At 70.2% G+C, this 16,958-nt stretch carries 15 protein-coding genes and 1 pseudogene; 11 read left to right on the top strand and 5 right to left on the bottom strand.

Annotated features, from left to right (window positions below):
- Positions 1 to 15 precede the first annotated feature (15 nt).
- Entirely contained in the window at positions 16 to 780 is a 765-nt protein-coding gene (locus tag ACIBVL_RS40705; protein ID WP_399105862.1) for an SDR family oxidoreductase, read from the top strand.
- Between the two features lie 254 nt (positions 781 to 1,034).
- On the opposite strand, the pseudogene ACIBVL_RS40700 reads toward ACIBVL_RS40705, so the two are convergent.
- The 3 genes and pseudogenes from ACIBVL_RS40700 to ACIBVL_RS40690 all read right to left on the bottom strand — a co-directional run.
- Positions 1,035 to 1,187, bottom strand: a pseudogene (locus tag ACIBVL_RS40700) (transposase family protein); the annotation flags it as partial.
- A 404-nt stretch (positions 1,188 to 1,591) separates the two neighbouring features.
- Complete coding sequence (locus ACIBVL_RS40695) at positions 1,592 to 2,956, bottom strand: DUF3500 domain-containing protein (RefSeq protein WP_399105860.1); 1,365 nt, start codon at positions 2,954 to 2,956, stop codon at positions 1,592 to 1,594.
- A 670-nt stretch (positions 2,957 to 3,626) separates the two neighbouring features.
- Positions 3,627 to 4,538, bottom strand: coding sequence for a ScbA/BarX family gamma-butyrolactone biosynthesis protein (locus ACIBVL_RS40690; protein ID WP_399105858.1), 912 nt, complete (start codon positions 4,536 to 4,538; stop codon positions 3,627 to 3,629).
- 112 nt (positions 4,539 to 4,650) lie between these two features.
- Between ACIBVL_RS40690 and ACIBVL_RS40685 the strand changes: the two genes are divergently transcribed.
- A complete protein-coding gene (locus ACIBVL_RS40685; RefSeq protein ID WP_399105856.1) occupies positions 4,651 to 5,367 on the top strand; it encodes a ScbR family autoregulator-binding transcription factor in 717 nt (238 codons plus the stop codon).
- Between the two features lie 398 nt (positions 5,368 to 5,765).
- On the top strand, positions 5,766 to 6,455 hold the full coding sequence (locus tag ACIBVL_RS40680; RefSeq protein WP_399105854.1) for a winged helix-turn-helix domain-containing protein: 690 nt from the start codon (positions 5,766 to 5,768) through the stop codon (positions 6,453 to 6,455).
- Positions 6,456 to 6,594: 139 nt separating this feature from the next.
- Here the strand turns inward: ACIBVL_RS40680 and ACIBVL_RS40675 are convergent, their stop codons facing one another.
- Both ACIBVL_RS40675 and ACIBVL_RS40670 read right to left on the bottom strand, forming a co-directional pair.
- Positions 6,595 to 7,818, bottom strand: coding sequence for an acyl-CoA dehydrogenase family protein (locus ACIBVL_RS40675; protein WP_399105852.1), 1,224 nt, complete (start codon positions 7,816 to 7,818; stop codon positions 6,595 to 6,597).
- Positions 7,819 to 7,835: 17 nt separating this feature from the next.
- Complete coding sequence (locus ACIBVL_RS40670; RefSeq protein ID WP_399105850.1) at positions 7,836 to 9,059, bottom strand: acyl-CoA dehydrogenase family protein; 1,224 nt, start codon at positions 9,057 to 9,059, stop codon at positions 7,836 to 7,838.
- Positions 9,060 to 9,301: 242 nt separating this feature from the next.
- On the opposite strand from ACIBVL_RS40670, the gene ACIBVL_RS40665 reads away from it, so the two are divergent.
- The 8 genes from ACIBVL_RS40665 (at position 9,302) to ACIBVL_RS40630 (ending at position 16,891) form a co-directional block, all read left to right on the top strand.
- Positions 9,302 to 10,453: an isopropylmalate synthase gene (locus ACIBVL_RS40665; protein WP_399105848.1), complete on the top strand. Its 1,152-nt coding sequence runs from the start codon at positions 9,302 to 9,304 to the stop codon at positions 10,451 to 10,453.
- A gap of 72 nt (positions 10,454 to 10,525) precedes the next feature.
- Entirely contained in the window at positions 10,526 to 10,711 is a 186-nt protein-coding gene (locus tag ACIBVL_RS40660) for a lysine biosynthesis protein LysW (RefSeq protein ID WP_399105846.1), read from the top strand.
- Position 10,712: 1 nt separating this feature from the next.
- The gene (locus tag ACIBVL_RS40655) at positions 10,713 to 11,561 is read left to right on the top strand and encodes a RimK family alpha-L-glutamate ligase (RefSeq protein WP_399105845.1); all 849 of its coding nucleotides are present in this window, start codon (positions 10,713 to 10,715) and stop codon (positions 11,559 to 11,561) included.
- Complete coding sequence (gene argC / locus ACIBVL_RS40650) at positions 11,558 to 12,616, top strand: N-acetyl-gamma-glutamyl-phosphate reductase (protein ID WP_399105843.1); 1,059 nt, start codon at positions 11,558 to 11,560, stop codon at positions 12,614 to 12,616. Before ACIBVL_RS40655 ends, argC begins: the two co-directional genes overlap by 4 nt.
- Entirely contained in the window at positions 12,613 to 13,416 is an 804-nt protein-coding gene (locus ACIBVL_RS40645) for an acetylglutamate kinase (RefSeq protein ID WP_399105841.1), read from the top strand. The genes argC and ACIBVL_RS40645 overlap by 4 nt, the downstream gene beginning before the upstream one ends.
- A gap of 11 nt (positions 13,417 to 13,427) precedes the next feature.
- Positions 13,428 to 13,991, top strand: a complete 564-nt coding sequence (locus ACIBVL_RS40640) for a type 1 glutamine amidotransferase (RefSeq protein WP_399105839.1) — start codon at positions 13,428 to 13,430, stop codon at positions 13,989 to 13,991.
- A 28-nt stretch (positions 13,992 to 14,019) separates the two neighbouring features.
- A complete protein-coding gene (locus tag ACIBVL_RS40635; RefSeq protein ID WP_399105837.1) occupies positions 14,020 to 15,138 on the top strand; it encodes a Glu/Leu/Phe/Val dehydrogenase dimerization domain-containing protein in 1,119 nt (372 codons plus the stop codon).
- A 97-nt stretch (positions 15,139 to 15,235) separates the two neighbouring features.
- Positions 15,236 to 16,891, top strand: coding sequence for an AMP-binding protein (locus ACIBVL_RS40630; protein ID WP_399105835.1), 1,656 nt, complete (start codon positions 15,236 to 15,238; stop codon positions 16,889 to 16,891).
- The last annotated feature ends 67 nt before the right edge of the window (positions 16,892 to 16,958 follow it).

Raw genomic sequence — 16,958 nt, 5'->3', positions numbered from 1 at the left:
TGGGAAACTGCCGTCATGATCCGTGATCTTCTGGCGAACAGAGTGGTCCTCATCACCGGCGCGAGCAGCGGCATCGGTGCCGCGGCGGCGAAGGTGTTCAGCCGGGAGGGTGCGGTGGTCGTCCTGGTCGCCCGCCGGGAGGACCGGCTGGCGGCCCTCGTGGGCGAACTGCGCGACAAGGGGGCGGAGGCGTCCTACGTGGTCGGTGACATGTCGGTCGCCGCCGACGCCGGCCGCGCGGTGGACTTCGCCGTCGCCGAGTACGGGCGCCTGGACGGGGCCTTCAACAACGCGGGGATCGGCGGGGACCGTACTCCGCTGCATCTGATGGCGGACGACGTGTACGACACCATCATGGACGTCAACGTACGGGGCGTCTGGAACTGTCTGCGCCATGAGATAGCCGCGATGCTGCCGCGTGGCGGTGGCGCGATCGTCAACAACAGCAGTGTGGCCGGTCTGGTCGCCATTCCCGCCGCCGCGCCGTACATCGCCTCCAAGCACGCGGTCGTCGGTCTCACCCGGGCCGCCGCGGACGAGTACGCGCAGCGGGGCATCAGGGTGAACGCGGTCGCCCCGGGCACCACCCGCAGCGAGATCACCGTCGACTGGTTCGCGCGCAATCCCGGCATGGAGGATCTGGCCAACTCGGTGACCCCCCAGGGACGTACCGCGGAGCCGGAGGAGATCGCGGCCGCCGCGGCCTGGCTGCTCAGCGACCGTTGCCCGTTTCTCACCGGCGCGGTGCTTCCGGTGGACGGGGGGTTCGTCAACCACTGAGCGGTGTGCATCGTGAAGTCGCTGGTCACGGGTCTGGTGTGCGTGGTGTTCGGGGCTCTCGTGCTGGTCGTGGGCGGATGACTTCGGTGAAGATCGTCGGTCATCGGGAGACTTCGCGGTTCGTCAGGACCAGCAGCGCCCGCACCCGCGTGGTCGCCCACTTCGGATCGGTGCGGACCTTGCCGAGGACCCGCCCGCAGTTTTGCGGTGAGCTTGCCGTGGCGGCAGGAGGTGATCTCCGAGGTGCGTCCGGTCCGGGCCGCGGAGACCCACAGCAGGCGGCCCCGGTCGTCGGTGAGCGCGATCACCAGCAGGCCATGGCACTTGTGCTTGCCGGAGTAGTTCTTCCGGTTCGCCGTGCTGGTGCGCCGCCGGGTTCGTATCAGGGTGCCGTCGAGCAGAACCACCCCGCCACCCGTTCGGGCGATCTTCTTGAGCGCGCGGTCCGGGCGCGGGCGCGGGCGGCGAGCAGGCCGGCGACCCCCGCACCCACCGGGTGACGGTGGTGCGGTGGATGCCGTTGCCGTCGGCGAGGTCGCCGGGCCGCTGGTCACAGTGCGGCACCGCCAGCACGATGCCGGCGGTGCTCCCCGCGGGCAGGGCCCGCCACCGCGAGCCGATCTTCTTCAAGTGGCCGCGTATCAAGGTGGCGAGGTGGTTCTGGGTGGCGCTCGACGGTGGCAGGCGGGCGGTGTGGAGAAGGCCGTCGGGGCCCTTGATGGCGCACGGCAACTTGCCCGCGCATCAGCCCACCTGACCTGCACGTTTCACGCACAGGTCTCACTGGACAGACCCTGGAGCGGAGCCAGTGTCAGTGGTCGGTTGCCAGGTGGAGCTTGAGCAGGTCCACACCGTAGTCGTTGCCGTTGGGAGTGCGGATGATGGTGTGGATGTGCTGCTGGGTGGGGGTGCCGTTCGGGCCGCCCATGCCACCGCCCGGGCCCGCCGAGGCGGAGGCGGAGGCCGTCGCCGACGCGGTGGGGGAGGGCGAGCTGGAGTCGTCGTCCTCGTGGTAGGCGAGCGGGGACTCGGCGTCGTACTCGATCAGTACGACCGGGGAGTGCACTCGGTAGTAGAACGCTGAGTCGTCCTCGGACTCGCCGATCCAGTAGAAGTACGTGTCGTCGAGGTGTTTTTCGATGTCACGCAGCCACACCCGGGAGTGACCTTCGTCGATGGTGCCGGTGTAGACCTCGACCAAGTCGAGCAGCAGCTTCTGCTGCTTGCGGTTCAACTCCGAGCCCCTGATGCCCTTGTAGGGCAGGACCGCGTTGTCGTTGTGGGCGCCGACGGTCAGGTTGGTGCCGGTCTTCTCCTCGGTGCCCGGCGCCGCGGTGGCGAGCTGGGCGTTGTCCAGCGAGCGCAGCAGCTTGAGGCCGGCAGCGGTCTCCTCCCGGAAGAGGTGGTAGTCCACGCCGTCGTACGTGATCTTCGTCGGCTCGGAGCCGCGGAAGGTCGGGGTCGCGACAACCTGGTCACCCAGGACGAAGTAGTTGATGACCAGGTGGTGGCCCTCGAACTGGAAGCCCCAGGGGTCGGTTGCCGACGGGGTGCCCATGATCGTGAACCAGTAGGCGTCGTAGTTGAGCGCCTTGGAGGTGTCGCCGCTGTACTCACCGAGGAAATGGTTGAGCTTGCGGATCTGGGTGGCGTTCTCGAGCCCACGCGCGGACAACGCGGCCTTGAGCAGCTTGATGGCGAGCTTGTACTGCTTCTCGTCCATGTCGCGCAGGGCGAGACCGTCGCGGTCGTTGGAGTCGACGTTGGTCCAGTCGAGCCACTGGTCGGCGTCGATGTCGTAGAGCGTGGCCGACTTCTGGTCGTCGGTCAGCGAGTTCACGAAAGCCGACCCGGCGCGCACCACCGGCGTGGTGGAGACGCCGGTCCGGTGAATCGCATACAGGTCACTGATGACGGTGCCGTCGGTGGTGACGCCGACGAAGTCGTCGTACGCGATGGTCTGGCCACCGCCGCCGGACGGCGGGCGAGACGGGGTGGCGCTCGCCGTGGCGTCGGCGGTCGACGTTTCCTCCGCACCGGCCTGGCTGGCGGTGTAGCCGCCCATGACCGCGACGGCGGAGACACCGCCGGCGAGCAGGGCCTTGTTCATGAACCAGCGGCGGGAACGGTGGGCTGCTTGCGTTCTCGGCTTGTGTCCGTGCACTGAGTTGACCATGTCGCTGACGATTTCGTTGACAACTGGCAATCGCGTGGTAATAGCCTGTGAGCCGTATAGGAGTTCATCCTCCCGTCCGGCGTTGTCACGTCGTTGGGTGGGTGTCGGAGGGTGTGCCGGGGCGTGGTGGAGTCGGGTCGGGGCTGTGGCTTCGAACGAGTCTTCTGGCCCAGAGGAACGAGTCTCCTGGGCCCCGGTTAGCGATCTTCGGGAGTTGCTGTGAACGAGTCAATGGGCTCCACCTGAGCCCAACGCCTCAACGCCGGCTCGGCGATCGCCAGTTCCTCCCGCTCGACCTGCACCTCCTGCAACTGCCTGGTCACTGCTCGGCGAGGGCGTCCAGTTCGCTCCGGCGAGCGGTGATCCAGTGCCGCTGCTGCGTCCCCGCAGCCGCCCGCGATCTCGTGGCATGCCGACCTGCCGACGGATCGTAGGCGGGGGCCGGTCACGGGCGCAGCTGAACCCGACCTCCCGCCGGAATCGAACTCGCCCGATGATCCACCCCGTGGTCATCGGCCACCGACCGGCACGAGTACCCGACTCGTCACTCACACCAGACCCGTGACCTGCGAATTCACGATGCACACCACTCACTGAGGTACCGCGGGCGAGGATGTCGGCCGCCCGCGGTATCCGGGACCCGAGGACTCGTCGGCTTGGACGGGTGACCTCAGGCCTGCGGCCGCAACCCCCGCAGCCGCGCCTCGAACGCCACCTCTCCGCCTTGGCGTCCGGTGACGGCGACGGCGTACCAGTTGGGGAGCAGAGTGGTCAGTCGCCGGGCCTCGATCGAGCAGGGTTCGTCGAACTCCACGTACCGCGCGTAGTTGATGGCGATGTCGGTGAGCTCGACGGGTGCCGGCCCCGCGGCGGCGCACGCGGCCTGCTGTGCGGCTTCCAGGAGGACGAGCCCTGGGACGTGGTCGACGGGATGGTCGAAGAGGACGGTGTTGGACACGTCGTTGCGCAGCTGCCACCGGTGACGGGCTGAGTCGGCGCAGGCCCCCAGCAGTACATCGTCGTCCGCGGCCCTGTCGACCAGTTCGGGGGCGACCGGCTCCGGCAGGGACCACTCGCCCCAGCCGACGGTGCTGTGCCGCCCCCGCACCCGGCGGTAGGCCGCGGGGGACACCCAGCCGAACTCCGCGTCCGCCAGGCACACGGTGGCGCCGTCGCGCCGGATGCGGAATTCCATGGCCAGGCTCGCGGCACGCCTGCCGGTGCGGGTGACCGCGACGTCGACCTCGAAGTCCGCGGCCTCGCCGGCGTGGAAGCCCGGCTCGGCCGTGATGTTGAGGCTGTTCAGGAGTGTCTGGTGTCCGGTGGGCACGCCGTACTCCGCGTGGGCGACGAGGAGTCCGCTCTGCCGGATGGTCTGTGCCATGAGGCGGGGGTCGTAGGGGCCGGGGCCGACGTGGGCGGGCCAGCGGGCGGTGAGGGTGAAGGCGTCCGGACCCGCCGGGCGGCAGGCCCGGATGAGGATGGCCGCCGCGTGTCTGAGATGGGTGTATTCACCCAGTTTCTCTGAGAAGGATCCGGAGTCGTCGGCGAGTGGGCGCGTTGGGTCGATGGTGCTGAACAAGGTTCCCCCCTTGTCGCAAAACTTCCCCGTGCACCGGTCTGGTTGCGGGAAGCGCGCTGATAAAGTACCGGTTATTCGGTTGTTGCAGGGTTCTTTCGGTGAGGCCTCAAAGATGGACAAAGGTACGGCTGGGAGGTACAGGGTGGTGAGGCAAGATCGCGCGATTCGCACACGCAAGCTCATCCTGGAAGGCATGGCGGGCTTGTTCAACGAGGTGGGGTACGACGCCGCGACGATCGCCGCACTGGTCGAACGGACGGGACTGACGCGAGGGGCCCTGTACTTCCACTTCGCGTCGAAGGAGGACATGGCGCGCGCCGTTCTCGACGAGGCCGTGACCCAGGAAGGGCTCCGGCCCCAGGCGTTCAAGCTGCAGGAGTGGGTGGACCTGGGACTGCTGCTGGCCCACCGGGTGCCCAGGGAGCCGATACTGCGCGCCGCGATACGGCTGGCCGTCGACCCCAAGGCCCGCAGGCTGTTCGGCACCCGCTGGCCGGACTGGGTCGCGATCGGGCACGGACTGCTCACCAAGGCCAAGGAATCCGGCGAACTGCTCGCGCACGCCGATCCCGCCGCCGTCTCCCGGTCGGTCGTGGGCGCGTGGACCGGGATACAGCTGGTGACGGAGGTCCTGGAGGAGAAGCTGGACCTGTCGGAGGAGATAGCGGGCCTCTATCAGCTCCTGCTTCCCAGCATCGTGACGCCCGTGGTGCTCGCCAAGCTCGACGTCTCGCCCTACCGGGCGGAGCGGCTCCTGCGCGAGGGCGGACCGGCGGGCCGGGACGGCGAGGCGGACGGCGGCCGGCAGGAGCCCCCCGGACACGGGTGACATGTCGACGGTGCCGGCCGGTGGCCCCGGGTTGCGACCCGGGGCCGACGTATGTCCGAGCTTCGCATGATTTGCATTCGTGTACCCCCGTACAGTGGCGCGACAGCTGTGTGTCACGTCCGGACTCACCGGCTTGGGCGGGGAATGACGCGATCGATCCGCGTCACTCGTGGCTCCTGGCGGGTGCTGTCGAGCGAGTGTACGCGTTTCTCGTCCTGTTTTCGAGTGACGTATATGCCGTAAATGTCGGACTCTATGTGCCGTTCAGGTTGCCGTAGCGTAATTTCATGTCTGCTTTGCCCTGTTTGTTGAAGGTTGTCTCTGGTATCCGGCTGTACAAATAACGGGACGTGTGTTCTTTTATTGAAAGTGAGACTGCGCGTGTGAAAGGGGGAGCGATGACGGTGCACGCTGCGCAGATCCTGCCGACCCGCGTCCTGGTGGTCGGTGACGACACCGGCGGGGCCGAGGCACGGGTGCGCGAACTACGCCGGCAGGGGTACTCCGCGACCAGCGTGGACACCGGGGCCGAAGCGCTGAGTGCCCACCTGCAATCGGACCTGGTCCTGCTCGACCTCGACCTTCCCGACATCGACGGTCTGGAGGTCTGCCGGTCGATACGCGAGGCCGGCGACAAGCCCATCATCTCCGTCACCGCCCGCAACACCGAACTGGACCGCGTCCTCGCTCTCCAGGCCGGGGCGGACGACTGTGTCGTCACCTCGTGCGGCGTGCGCGAGATGCTGGCGCGCATCGAAGCCGTACTGCGCCGGGCCCGGCCCCGGCCGGAGCCGGCCCGGATCCTTTCGCTCGGTCCGTTGCGCATCGACAGCAGAACCCGTGAGGTCCGGCTGCACGGTCGATCGGTGAATGTCACCGCCAAAGAGTTCGAGTTGCTGCACACCCTGGCCGCGACTCCCGAGGACGTCATTTCCCGAAAGGAACTGATGGCTCGGGTCTGGGAAACCAGTTGGGCGGATTCCAGTCGCACCATCGACACCCACGTACGCAGTCTGCGTGCGAAACTCGGCGCCAATTCCTGGATCATCACGGTCCGCGGCGTCGGCTATCGCATGGGCCATGGCTGACGAAACTGCGCCTCGACACCGCATTGCTGCCGGATCGACACCGCATCAATACCGCATACCGCTGCGGGTCCGAACCCGGAATGGATTCGGACCCGCAACGGCGCGATCGGATGTGTCCCCGTGGTGGCTCAGCCGTGGGTCAGGCGACCGCCCCCGCGGCATACGGAAGCCCGTCGAGTCCCGTCGAGTCCTGCCCGAGGCCGGCGGGCGTCACCCAGTCGAAGGCGCTGTAGACCGCGGGGCCCAGGCCGATCCCCTCGGCGACCTGCTCACGCAGGCGGTTGGAGGTGAAGCCGCCGATGACGTTCATCTGGGCGTCGCGGTAGAGACGCTCCACCTCGTTGCCCTGGGTCACGCCGGCCGCCCCGTGGATCTGCACGGCCCGCGCGGCGACTTCGACGCCCATCTCGGTGGCGTAGATCTTGAGCATGGCGATCAGGTCCCGGGCCGAGCGGCCCGCGACGCGCTCGCACATCGCCCGGCGGGCCAGCAGCCGGGCGGCATCGATCTGGGCGCGGGACTCGGCGAGCTGGGCCTGCACACCCTCCATGTGCCCCAGCGGCCGGCCGAACGAGACCCGCTCCCGGGCGTGCCGTACCGAGGCGGCCAGGGCGGACTCCGCGACGGCGATGGCGGCGAACGAGTTCTTCAGCCATCCCCACGCCATGCCCTCGGCGAGTTCACCGAAGGGCACGGGTATCACGTCGGTCTCGGCGATGTGGGCGTCGGTGAAGACGATGCCGCCCCAGGGCATGCCCCGCAGCCCCATGTGCGGAATCTCGTACCGCCTGACACCCGGCTGCCGCAGGTCCACGAAGGCGAGGCACCAGTCGGGTTCGTCGTCCCCCGGGAGCCGCTCGCGCCGGGCGAGCACCACGGCCAGGTCGGCGGTGGGGGCGTTGGTGATCCTGGACTTCTCGCCGTTGATCACGAAGCCGCTGCCCGCTGGCCCGGCACGGCGCACCGTGGTGCGGTAGGTGCCCGCGTCGCTGCCCGCCGTACGCTCCACCACGGCGAAGGCGGCCAGGTGCTCCCCGGACAGCAGAGGCCGCAGCAGCCGTTCGTGGACGCGGATGTCGCCGTAGGTGGAGATCAGCTTGCCGCAGAGCAGCGCGGACACGGTCGCCGCCCAGTAGGTGCCGGGACAGGCGCGGGCCAGCGCCTCCATGGCCTCGGCCTGGGTGAGGCCGTCGGCGCCGGTGCCGCCGATCTCCGGCGGATGGAACAGTCTCAGATAGCCCGAGTCGGCGATCTCCTTCCAGTTGCCGGCCGGTATGCGGCCGGTCGCGTCCGTTTCGGAGGCCCGGGCGGCGATGCCCGGGAAGGTCAGAGGGGCCCGGGTGCCGCTTGTGTCGCCGGTCATGTACACAGTCCTCACATTCAGCCGAGTCCGAGCAGGGACGCCGCGATCACCGGCCGCAGCACCTCGGTGCCGCCTCCGGTGCCGGCGAAGAACACGGCGTCACGGTGTGCCCGCCCGATCAACCCGTCACCGGTGAGGGCGAGCGGACCGGCCAGCCGTACCGCCGCGTCGGTGACCGTCCGGGCGGCGGCGGCGACGAACAGCCGGGCGGTGGCCGCGTCCTGGCGCGAGGGCCGGTCGCCGGAGTCGAACTGCTCGGCGGCCCGCTGGAGCATCCCCTCGGCCAGTTCGCACCGCGCGGCCAGGTCCGCGAGGGTGAACCGGACGGACTGGTCGTGGTGGAGCGGCCGGCCGAAGAGCCGGCGATCACGGGCGTCGTCGACGGCGTCCCGGGTCAGCGCGCGGATCAGGCCGAGCCAGGGAGCGCTGGAGAAGACCCAGTCCAGCACCGCCAGCAGTGGCTCCACCTCGGCCGCGGCGCCGCCGACGGTGCCCAGCACCGCGGTGTCCGGGACCGTGCAGTCGTCCAGGACCAGCCGTCCCCAAGGGCAGGTGGGCATCGCGGCCGGGGCGGCCTCGCCGACCCGCAGGCCCGGGGTGGCCCGGTCCACCACGAATGCCGTCCGTCCACCGTCCTCGTGCGCTGCGACGACCAGGAAGTGGTGTGCCACGGGGGCGCCCGCGACCAGGTCCAGCGCGCCGCTGAGCACCCAGCCGCCGGTCGTGGCCGTGCCAGGTCGCGTGCCGTCAATGCCGGTCGTGCCGCCGGTCGTGGGCGCACCCGGCCCCGCACCTCTGTCCCCGGCCCGCCGGGCCGTGACGGTCGGGGCGACGGAAGCGCCCTGGGTCTGCTGCAGTGACAGGGAGCCCACCCATTCGCCCGAAGCCATCCGGGGCAGGTACCGCTCCCGTTGCCCGGGGCTGCCGAAGGCGCGCAGCGGCACGGTGGCGAGCACCGCGTGCACGCCCACCGCGAGGGCGAGGCCCGGGTCCCGGGCCCCCTCGCCCAGGCCTGCCAGGAGGGCGACGGTCTGAGTGGCGGACAGGCCGTCGCCGCCCAGTTCCCGCGGTACGAGGGGCCCGGTGAGGCCCGGGCCGGGCCGGGCTCCGGCCAGTTCGGCGAAGAGCCGTGGGTCCCAGCGGCGGTCGCGGTCACGGTCGGCGACGGTCGGCCGGGCGACACGGCCGGCGAACTCCCGGGCCCACTCGCCGGGGGCCGTGGGGGAATGCGGAATTTCCATCGAACTCTCCACTCCCATCTTCTGAAAACGGGCCCGGTCACCATAACCGGAAATTCAAATGGTCATCGGGGATGAATTAGAGATTTTCCGGTGAGCCTGCAGAGAATTCACACACATGACCGGCGCTGACTCTCCATCACAGTCCTTGACAATGCTCTGACACAGGAACTGTTGTCTCCTCACACTGCGCTGGCCACGATGGATATCGGCCCCACCGGCCCTGGGAAAAGGAGAGAAACGCAATGGCAGTAGAGGAGCACGGGGGAAGCCTTCCGGGGCTGCCCCGTCTGTCTGACGCAACCCTGCGGGACTCCGCGCACATGGCCGGCGTCGAGTTCGGTCCCAAGGACGCCGCGGTCATCGCGGATCTGCTGGTGAAGACCGGCATCGAGCTCGTCGAGGTCGGCATGGTGTCCGGCCCGGACTCCAAGGACGCCGACCTCGTCCTCGCCACCCATGAGGCCGTCGGCCCCGAGCGCAGCATGACGCTCGTCGTGGTGCGGGACCGCCAGCAGGTCGCGAAGGCCCTCGACGAGGCCGAGCGCCTGGGCGTGCGGCACATCATGTACTCCATCCCCACCTCCGAGCAGCACGCGAAGCTCAAGCTCGGTTCGCCCAGCGCCAAGTTCCTCCAGACGCTGGCCCGTTCGGCGATCTCGCAGGCCAAGGAGCGGTGCTTCCACGTCACGTTCAGCGGCGAGGACGGCGCCCGCACCCCCAGGGAGCGTCTCGTCCCCTACGTCACGGCCGGCTTCGAGGCGGGGGCCGACCGGTTCCGGCTCGCGGAGACCGTGGCCTGTCTGTCGCCCTGGCAGATGGAGGAGGTCATCGCCGACCTCACCGCGATCGACGGCTCCGAGATCGAGATCCACTCGCACAACATGCTGGGCATGGCCGTCGCCAACTCCCTCGCCGCCGTCCAGGCGGGCGCGCAGTGGATCTCGGCGACCGTCGGCGGCATCGGCGAACGCGGTGGCAACGCCCCGCTGGCCGAGCTGCTCACGGCACTGCGCGTCATCCACGGAGACACCCGCTTCGACCTGTCCCACCTCACCGAGTTGTCGCGCGTCGCCATCGAGGGCGCCGGCCTCGGTGACGCCTTCCAGTCGGGTCCGACCACACCGCACGCGTTCGCCTACGAACTGCCGGGCCAGCTCACCCACCCCGAGGCGTACGAGACGCTGCCCGCCGAACTCGTGGGCAATTCACGCGAGTTGCGGGTCCGTACCCGCCTCACGCCGGCCCTCGTCAAGTGGGCTCTCGCCGAGTCGGGGGTCGTCGTCGACATCGACGCCTTCACCCCCTGGCTCGCCGAGCGGCAGGAGCGCGACGGAGCGCCGCTGCTCGACCGGGACGCCATCCGCAAGGCCGCCATCGACTTCCAGGCCGCCTGAACGCCCGCTTCCCCACCGGGGCCGACCGGTCCCGTCCACCCGAACACGTACGACGACATCTGGAGTTGATCCATGTCCACCGCCATCCTCACCGGCGACTGCCCCGAGTGCGAGACCGACCTGACCGTGCCGCCGATGGTCCAGGGCGAGACCCTCTCCTGCCCCGAGTGCATGCTCACCCTGCGCGTGGAGGGCGTCCAGGACGGCCGGCTGTCCCTGCAGATGGTCGAGGTACAGCTGCGTGACTGGGGCCAGTGACATGAGCGCCAAAGTCGCCATCGTCGCGGACCGGGTCGGCTGGGAGGAACGCGAACTCATCCGCCGAGCACCGGACTTCGGCCTCGAGATCGACTGGGTCAACGACGAGTCCCTGTGCCTGGGCGGTTCCGGTTCCCCGTCCGTCGACCGCTACGACGCCCTGCTGATCCGCAGCCGCAGCTATACCCGTGGCGGACTGATCGCCACCCTGGCCGAGTCGAGCGGTGTGCCCGTCCTCAACTCCGCCGAGGCCATCCACGCCTGCGAGAACAAGCTGGTGCTGCGCGCCGTGCTGCGCGCCGCCGGCGTGCCGGTGCCGGACTTCCGGCTCGCCCTCTCCCGCAAGGACTTCGAGAAGGCGCTCGACGACCTCGGCCTGCCCGTGGTCCTCAAGCCGGTCTACGGCGGCATGGGCAAGCGCGTCACCCTGATCCGCGACGCCGACCTGGCGCACTCCGTGTACGACTACGTCGAGGACCTCGGCCACGCATTCGAGCAGGCCTGTCTGGTGGAGCCGTATCTGGGCGGCGGCTCGATCCGCTGCCTGGTCGTCGGCCGGGAGATCGTCGCCGCGGCCGAGTTCGAGAGCGCCGGAGCCGACTGGCGCAGCAACGCGGCGCTCGGCAACCAGAGCCGGGCCCTCGCCCACGACCCCGAGGTGCAGAAGGTGGTCGACGGGGTGGTGGACCGGCTCGGCGCCGGCGTCTACGGCGTCGATCTCTTCCGGACGCCTTCCGGTCACCTCGTCAACGAGGTCAACCACGCCCCCGCCTGGCGAGGGGTCGCGTCGACCACGGGGGCGGACATCCCGTCGGCCATCGCCCGTCACGTGCAGGAGACACTCGCATGATCCGCGTGGGAATCGTCGGCGCCTCCGGGCTCACCGGCGGTGAACTGATCAGGCTGGTGAGCCAGCATCCCGACCTCGAACTGACCTTCCTGGGCGGCAACTCCAGCGCCGGCCGACGCCCGGCCCAGCTGCATCCCGGGCTCCGCCTCGATCTGGGCCTGACCGTCGAGCCCGTCACGGCGGACGCCGTCGCCGAGCGGTGCGACGTGGTGTTCCTCGCCACGCCCGCCGCGGCCTCGGCCGAGCTCGCCGAGCTCCTCGCCGACCGCGTCCCCTGCGTGATCGACCTGAGCGGCGCCTTCCGTATCCGCACCCCCCAGCTGCACGAGCGCTGGTACCCCAAGGCCGTACGGTCCGACGAACTGGCCGACCGTTTCGTCTACGGGGTACCGGAACTCGTCGGGGACCAACTCGTCGACGCCCCGCTGATCTCCGTACCCGGCTGCTACGCCACGGCGATCACCCTGGGTCTCGCCCCGCTGACCCTCGGCCTCGGCCTGAACCTGAGGACCGTGGTCGTGGACGGCAAGAGCGGCTCCAGCGGCGGCGGCCTGCAACTGCGGGTCCCGGACCTGCATCCGCTGCGCAACGGCGCCATCGCGCCCTACGCCCCCACCGGACACCGGCACGCCGCCGAGGTCGGCGACTTCCTGGAACACAGCAAGCCCGGCACGGTCGGTTCGCTGACGATGTCGGCGTACGGGGTGTCACACGTACGCGGACTGCTCGCCAGCGCCTACGTGTTCACCGACGACGAGGTGGACGGTCGCGAGCTGCAGCGGGCGTATCTGCGCTTCTACAAGGGGCACCGGTTCGTGCGGGTGCGGCGGCACACCGAGACGCTGATCCCGGTGCCCGACCCGCAGGCGGTCCTCGGCTCCAACTTCTGCGACGTGACGGTCCTGTACGACGACGAAGGCGGCCGGATCGTCGTCCTCGCCGCCCTGGACAACCTCGTCAAGGGCGCGGCGGGCCAGGCGCTGCAGGCCATGAACAAGCGGTTCCGACTGCCCGAGGAGACGGGCCTGACGATGCAGCCGGTGATGCCCGCATGAGGGAGACGACCACACAGCCGACCCCGACCGTGGTGAAACTCGGCGGCAGCTGCCTCGACGATCTCGCCGGCACCTGGTGGGACGACCTGGCCGAGCACGGGCGGGGGCGGCCGCTGGTTCTCGTGCACGGCTGGTCCAAGCCGCTGAAGAGGCTCAGCGCCCGCCACCGCGAGCCGTCGGCGATCCTGCGCGACCGGTACGGCAACCAGAGCCGCTGGACCACGCCCGAGGTCATCGAGGACATCAAGACCGTCAGCGCCGAGCTGGGCGAGTCGGTCCTCACCCGGCTCGAGCGGCGCGGTATCACCGCGGAGCGGCTGCTCGGCAGTGACGGGCTCGTCAGCGCGGGCGAGGGGGAGCGCTGGTGGTGGCGGGACAAACAGCTCGTCGAGCTGGAGAACCTCGTCGGCCCGATCACCGGCGTGGACCCCGCGTCGCTGAAGAACCTCCAGCCGGGCCACGCCTACCTCGTCACCCCGCTCGCCCGCAACGCGGCGGGCCAGGAGGTGAACACCGACGCCGACCGGGCCGCCGCCGCCGTCGCCGGCGCGACGGGCGCCACCGATCTGGTCCTCGTCACCGACGTGGAACACCTGCTGATCGACGGGGAGCCGGTGCGCTGGATCACCGCGCGGGCCGCGGCCGAGTTCCGCGACAAGGGCGCGACCGGCGGCATGCGCAAGAAGCTGCGGGCCGCCGGTGAGGCCCTGGACCAAGGCGTGGAGCGCGTCGTCATCGGCAGCGCGCCGGTCACGGACCTGCTCGCCGCCCGCACCGGCACCGTCATCACCCGAACGTGAGGAGCACGCGCGTGGCGCAGTCCCGTGTACTCGTCGTCAACAACGGAACGCTTTCGCTGAAACAGCTCCGCAAGCGGTTCGAGGAGCTCGGCTCGGACACGGACGTGGTCGACGCGGCCTCCGTGCCGGCCCGCCTCGACGGCCGTCACCAGGCGATCGTGCTGAGCGGCACCAAGGTCCGCGCCTATGACCGCGACCACTACAAGCCGCTCGTCGACCTCGTCATGAACGCCGACGTCCCGGTCTTCGGGATCTGCGGCGGCATGCAGATCCTCGCGGTCGCGGCGGGCGGCCGGCTCGCCGAGGGCCCCCAGCGGGTTGGCGGCCACGAGGTGCAGGTCGACAAGGAGGAGCCGCTCTTCACCCATGTGAAGCCGACGGTGACGGTCTTCCACCGGCACACCCTCTACCTTCAGGAAGCCCCCGACGGTTTCCGCTCCATCGGCCGCTCCGAGCACGCGCCCGTGGAGTTCCTGCGCTCCGACGACGGCCGCGTCTTCGGTGCGCAGGCCCACCTGGAGTTCCGGAGCGACGGCCTGGAGATCCTCCGCGGCTTCGCCCAGCTCTACCAGTGACGAGGACAACCTAGGCAAGGACTTTGGCATGAGTGATCTGGAAAACCCGCAGAAGCCCGCGTTCACGGTCCACCTCAACGGCAGTGGCGGCGCCCTCGAGGGCTGGGTCGTCGTCGACTCCCTGTACGACGGCCTGGCCATGGGCGGGGTACGGATGACCACCGGGGTCACCGAGGAGGAGGTCGCCGGTCTCGCCCGGGACATGACCCACAAGTTCATCCTGGCCGGCCTGCCCATCGGCGGCGCCAAGGGCGGCATCGTCTCCGACGGCACCGACCGCGAGGAGACCTTCCGCACCTTCGGCCGTACCGTCAAGCCGCTGCTGCACGGCGGTGTCCACCTCGGCATCGACATGGGCGTCACCCCCGCGGACCGGGCCGTGTTCTTCGCCGAGGCCGGCTATGACCCCCGTTACCGGCTGGGCGCCCCGGACATGCCGATCGACTGGCGCACCTACTACGAGCCGTTGATCGACTGCACCGGGCACGGTGTCGGGGTGGCGGCCGTCACCGCCCTCGAGGCGAGCGGGCGCACCGAGTCGGCCCGGGTCGTCGTCCAGGGCTTCGGCGCGGTGGGCCGGGCCGTCGCCCAGTTCCTGGAGGACCGCGGCCATGTGATCGTGGGCGTGGCCGACGTGAACGGCACCATCAGCGCCGACCGGCTGCCGGTGGCCGATCTGATCGCCGTCACCGACGAGTTCGGGCTGATCGACCGCTCCCGGCTGCCGCAGCACGTCACCGTCTCGGCCGGGCCGGACACCTGGCTCGACATCGACGCCGACCTGTTGGTCCTCGCCGCGCAGAAGTACGCCCTGAACGACGGCAACGCGCACCGGCTGCGGGCGTCGCTGGTGGTGGAGGGCGCGAACCTCGCCTCCAGCGCGGAGGCGCGCGAAAAGGCGCGGGCCTCGGGCGCGACGCTGGTCCCCGGTGTGATCGCCAACATCGGCGGGGCCGGCTCGGCCGCCCTCGCCGTCACCCGGGTCGTCCCCTTCGGCCTGGCGGCGGACGCCCGCAAGGCGTGGGTCTTCGACTGGATCGGCGACCGCGTCCGCCGCAACACCCGTGACCTGCTCGACATCGCCGCCGCGAACCCCGGCGACCCGCTGCCCGAACTGCTCGAGACCCGCCGGAAGGAGCGGGGATGACCATGCGGCACGACAACCGGGATCCGCTGATGATCGCCGCCGCGCGGCCGGGCGGCCCGCTACCGGGACTGCTCGGCGTCCGTGGGAAGGGGCGGGGATGACTTCGACGACGACCGCCATTCTGGCCACGGCCTCGGCGGCGGACCGCATGGCCGAGTACCGGCGGCGCGGCTGGTGGCGGGACGAGACCTTCCTCGACGACCTGCGACGGCAGGCCCGCGAACGGCCGCGCAAGTTGGCCATCGCCGGGCGCCGCCTCGAGGAGGCCCGCACCGACACCCTGGACTACGCCGAACTGGCGCGGCTGACCGACCGGTTCGCCGGGGCGCTGCTCGAGCTGGACGTGCGGCGCGGCGACGTGGTCGCCGTCCAGCTGCCCAACCGGTGGGAGATGGTGCCGCTGATGTTCGCCTGCATGGCGGTCGGCGCGGTCATCTGCCCGATCGCCCCGGTCTGCCGGGAGGAGGAGCTGCGTCACCGGCTCGCGCTCACCGAGGCCAAGGTGTGCGTCACGGTCCCGGAGTGGGAGGGCTATCCGCTCGCCGAGAAGGTCGCCGCGCTCAAGGGCGAACTGCCGCTCGACCACGTCGTGGTGGTCGACGGGCACGCTCCCGAGGGGGCCCTCGACTTCCACGACCACTTCGTCGCCCCGCACTGGGAGAAACAGCGCACGGCCGATCTGGAGGGGCGCCAGCTGCGGCCGGACGAGCCCTTCGTGGTGCTGTTCACCTCGGGCACGACCGGCTTCTCCAAGGGTGTGGTGCACAGCCAGAACACGGTCCACTCGGGCGTGCGTGGCTATGTGGACACCTTCCTGCTCCGCGACGACCTGGTGGTCGTGGTCACCACTCCGCTGGTGCACTACTCGGGCTTCGGCCAGGGCGTCCTCGCCGGGGTGATGCTCGGCGGGACGATCGCTTTCCAGGACGGCCCGGACCACGCGGGCCTGCTGGACCTGGTCGAACGGTACGGCGCCACCCTGCTGTACGGTCCGCCGCCCACACTCTCGGGAGTCGCCAGGGCCCAGCGGATCGACCCGCACGACGTGTCCAGCCTGCATCACACCGTCACGGGCGCCGCGCCCGTGCTCCAGCAGCTGGTGGACGAGCTGCGCGAGACCTTCGGGGCCCGCACGTACTCGGTGTGGGGCATGTCGGAGTTCGGTCCCGTCACCATCAGCCGGCTCGACTACAACCAGGACTGGGCGGCGCACAGCCACGGGCAGCCCATCGACTCGATGGAGATCCGGATCGACCTGTGCCACGACCCGAGCAAGCGGGCCCCGGTGGGCCGGCTGCGGGTGCGCGGCGCGTCGCGGGCGCTCGGCTACCACAAGCAGCAGGACGCCTTCGACGCCGAACTCACCGACGACGGCTGGTTCGACACCGGTGACGTGGCACGTGAGGACGGCCGGGGCGGCATCCGCATCCTCGGCCGCGCCAGGGACACCATCCTGCGCGACGGGATCGTCGTACCGATGGCCGAACTGGAGGCGATCATCTCCCGGCATCCGAAGGTGGCCGAGTCCGCGCTGGTCGGTCCCAACGGCACGGTGGACGACCCGATCCTCGCGGTCGTCGTCCCCCGCGGTGGAGCCACCGTCACGCTCGAGGAGCTCCGCGCGTACCTGAGGGACGCCGACCAGGATCCCCGCTTCTTCCCGGAGCGCCTGGAGATCGTCACGGCCCTGCCCAAGACCCTCACCGGAAAGGTCCGCAAGGTCGAGCTGCGGGAGCGGTTCGCCGGGGCGTGATCGCTCCCCGTCCACCTCAGACCGACCGTTGGAGCCCACCATGACAGCACCAGCACCAGCACCAGCA

This window comes from Streptomyces sp. NPDC049687, assembly GCF_044465285.1.
Lineage (GTDB): Bacteria > Actinomycetota > Actinomycetes > Streptomycetales > Streptomycetaceae > Streptomyces.
The sequence above is the reverse complement of the archived record's forward strand: the minus strand, read 5'-3'. Positions and strand labels throughout refer to the sequence as shown.

Excerpts from the sequence above, each read along its gene's own strand:
- ACIBVL_RS40675 (WP_399105852.1), bottom strand. The coding sequence starts at position 7,818 with ATGACCGGCGACACAAGCGGCACCCGGGCCCCTCTGACCTTCCCGGGC.
- ACIBVL_RS40695 (WP_399105860.1), bottom strand. The coding sequence starts at position 2,956 with ATGGTCAACTCAGTGCACGGACACAAGCCGAGAACGCAAGCAGCCCAC.
- ACIBVL_RS40685 (WP_399105856.1), top strand. The coding sequence starts at position 4,651 with ATGGACAAAGGTACGGCTGGGAGGTACAGGGTGGTGAGGCAAGATCGC.
- argC (WP_399105843.1), top strand. The coding sequence starts at position 11,558 with ATGATCCGCGTGGGAATCGTCGGCGCCTCCGGGCTCACCGGCGGTGAA.
- ACIBVL_RS40705 (WP_399105862.1), top strand. The coding sequence starts at position 16 with ATGATCCGTGATCTTCTGGCGAACAGAGTGGTCCTCATCACCGGCGCG.
- ACIBVL_RS40660 (WP_399105846.1), top strand. The coding sequence starts at position 10,526 with ATGTCCACCGCCATCCTCACCGGCGACTGCCCCGAGTGCGAGACCGAC.
- ACIBVL_RS40670 (WP_399105850.1), bottom strand. The coding sequence starts at position 9,059 with ATGGAAATTCCGCATTCCCCCACGGCCCCCGGCGAGTGGGCCCGGGAG.
- ACIBVL_RS40630 (WP_399105835.1), top strand. The coding sequence starts at position 15,236 with ATGACTTCGACGACGACCGCCATTCTGGCCACGGCCTCGGCGGCGGAC.
- ACIBVL_RS40655 (WP_399105845.1), top strand. The coding sequence starts at position 10,713 with ATGAGCGCCAAAGTCGCCATCGTCGCGGACCGGGTCGGCTGGGAGGAA.
- ACIBVL_RS40645 (WP_399105841.1), top strand. The coding sequence starts at position 12,613 with ATGAGGGAGACGACCACACAGCCGACCCCGACCGTGGTGAAACTCGGC.
- ACIBVL_RS40665 (WP_399105848.1), top strand. The coding sequence starts at position 9,302 with ATGGCAGTAGAGGAGCACGGGGGAAGCCTTCCGGGGCTGCCCCGTCTG.
- ACIBVL_RS40680 (WP_399105854.1), top strand. The coding sequence starts at position 5,766 with ATGACGGTGCACGCTGCGCAGATCCTGCCGACCCGCGTCCTGGTGGTC.
- ACIBVL_RS40635 (WP_399105837.1), top strand. The coding sequence starts at position 14,020 with ATGAGTGATCTGGAAAACCCGCAGAAGCCCGCGTTCACGGTCCACCTC.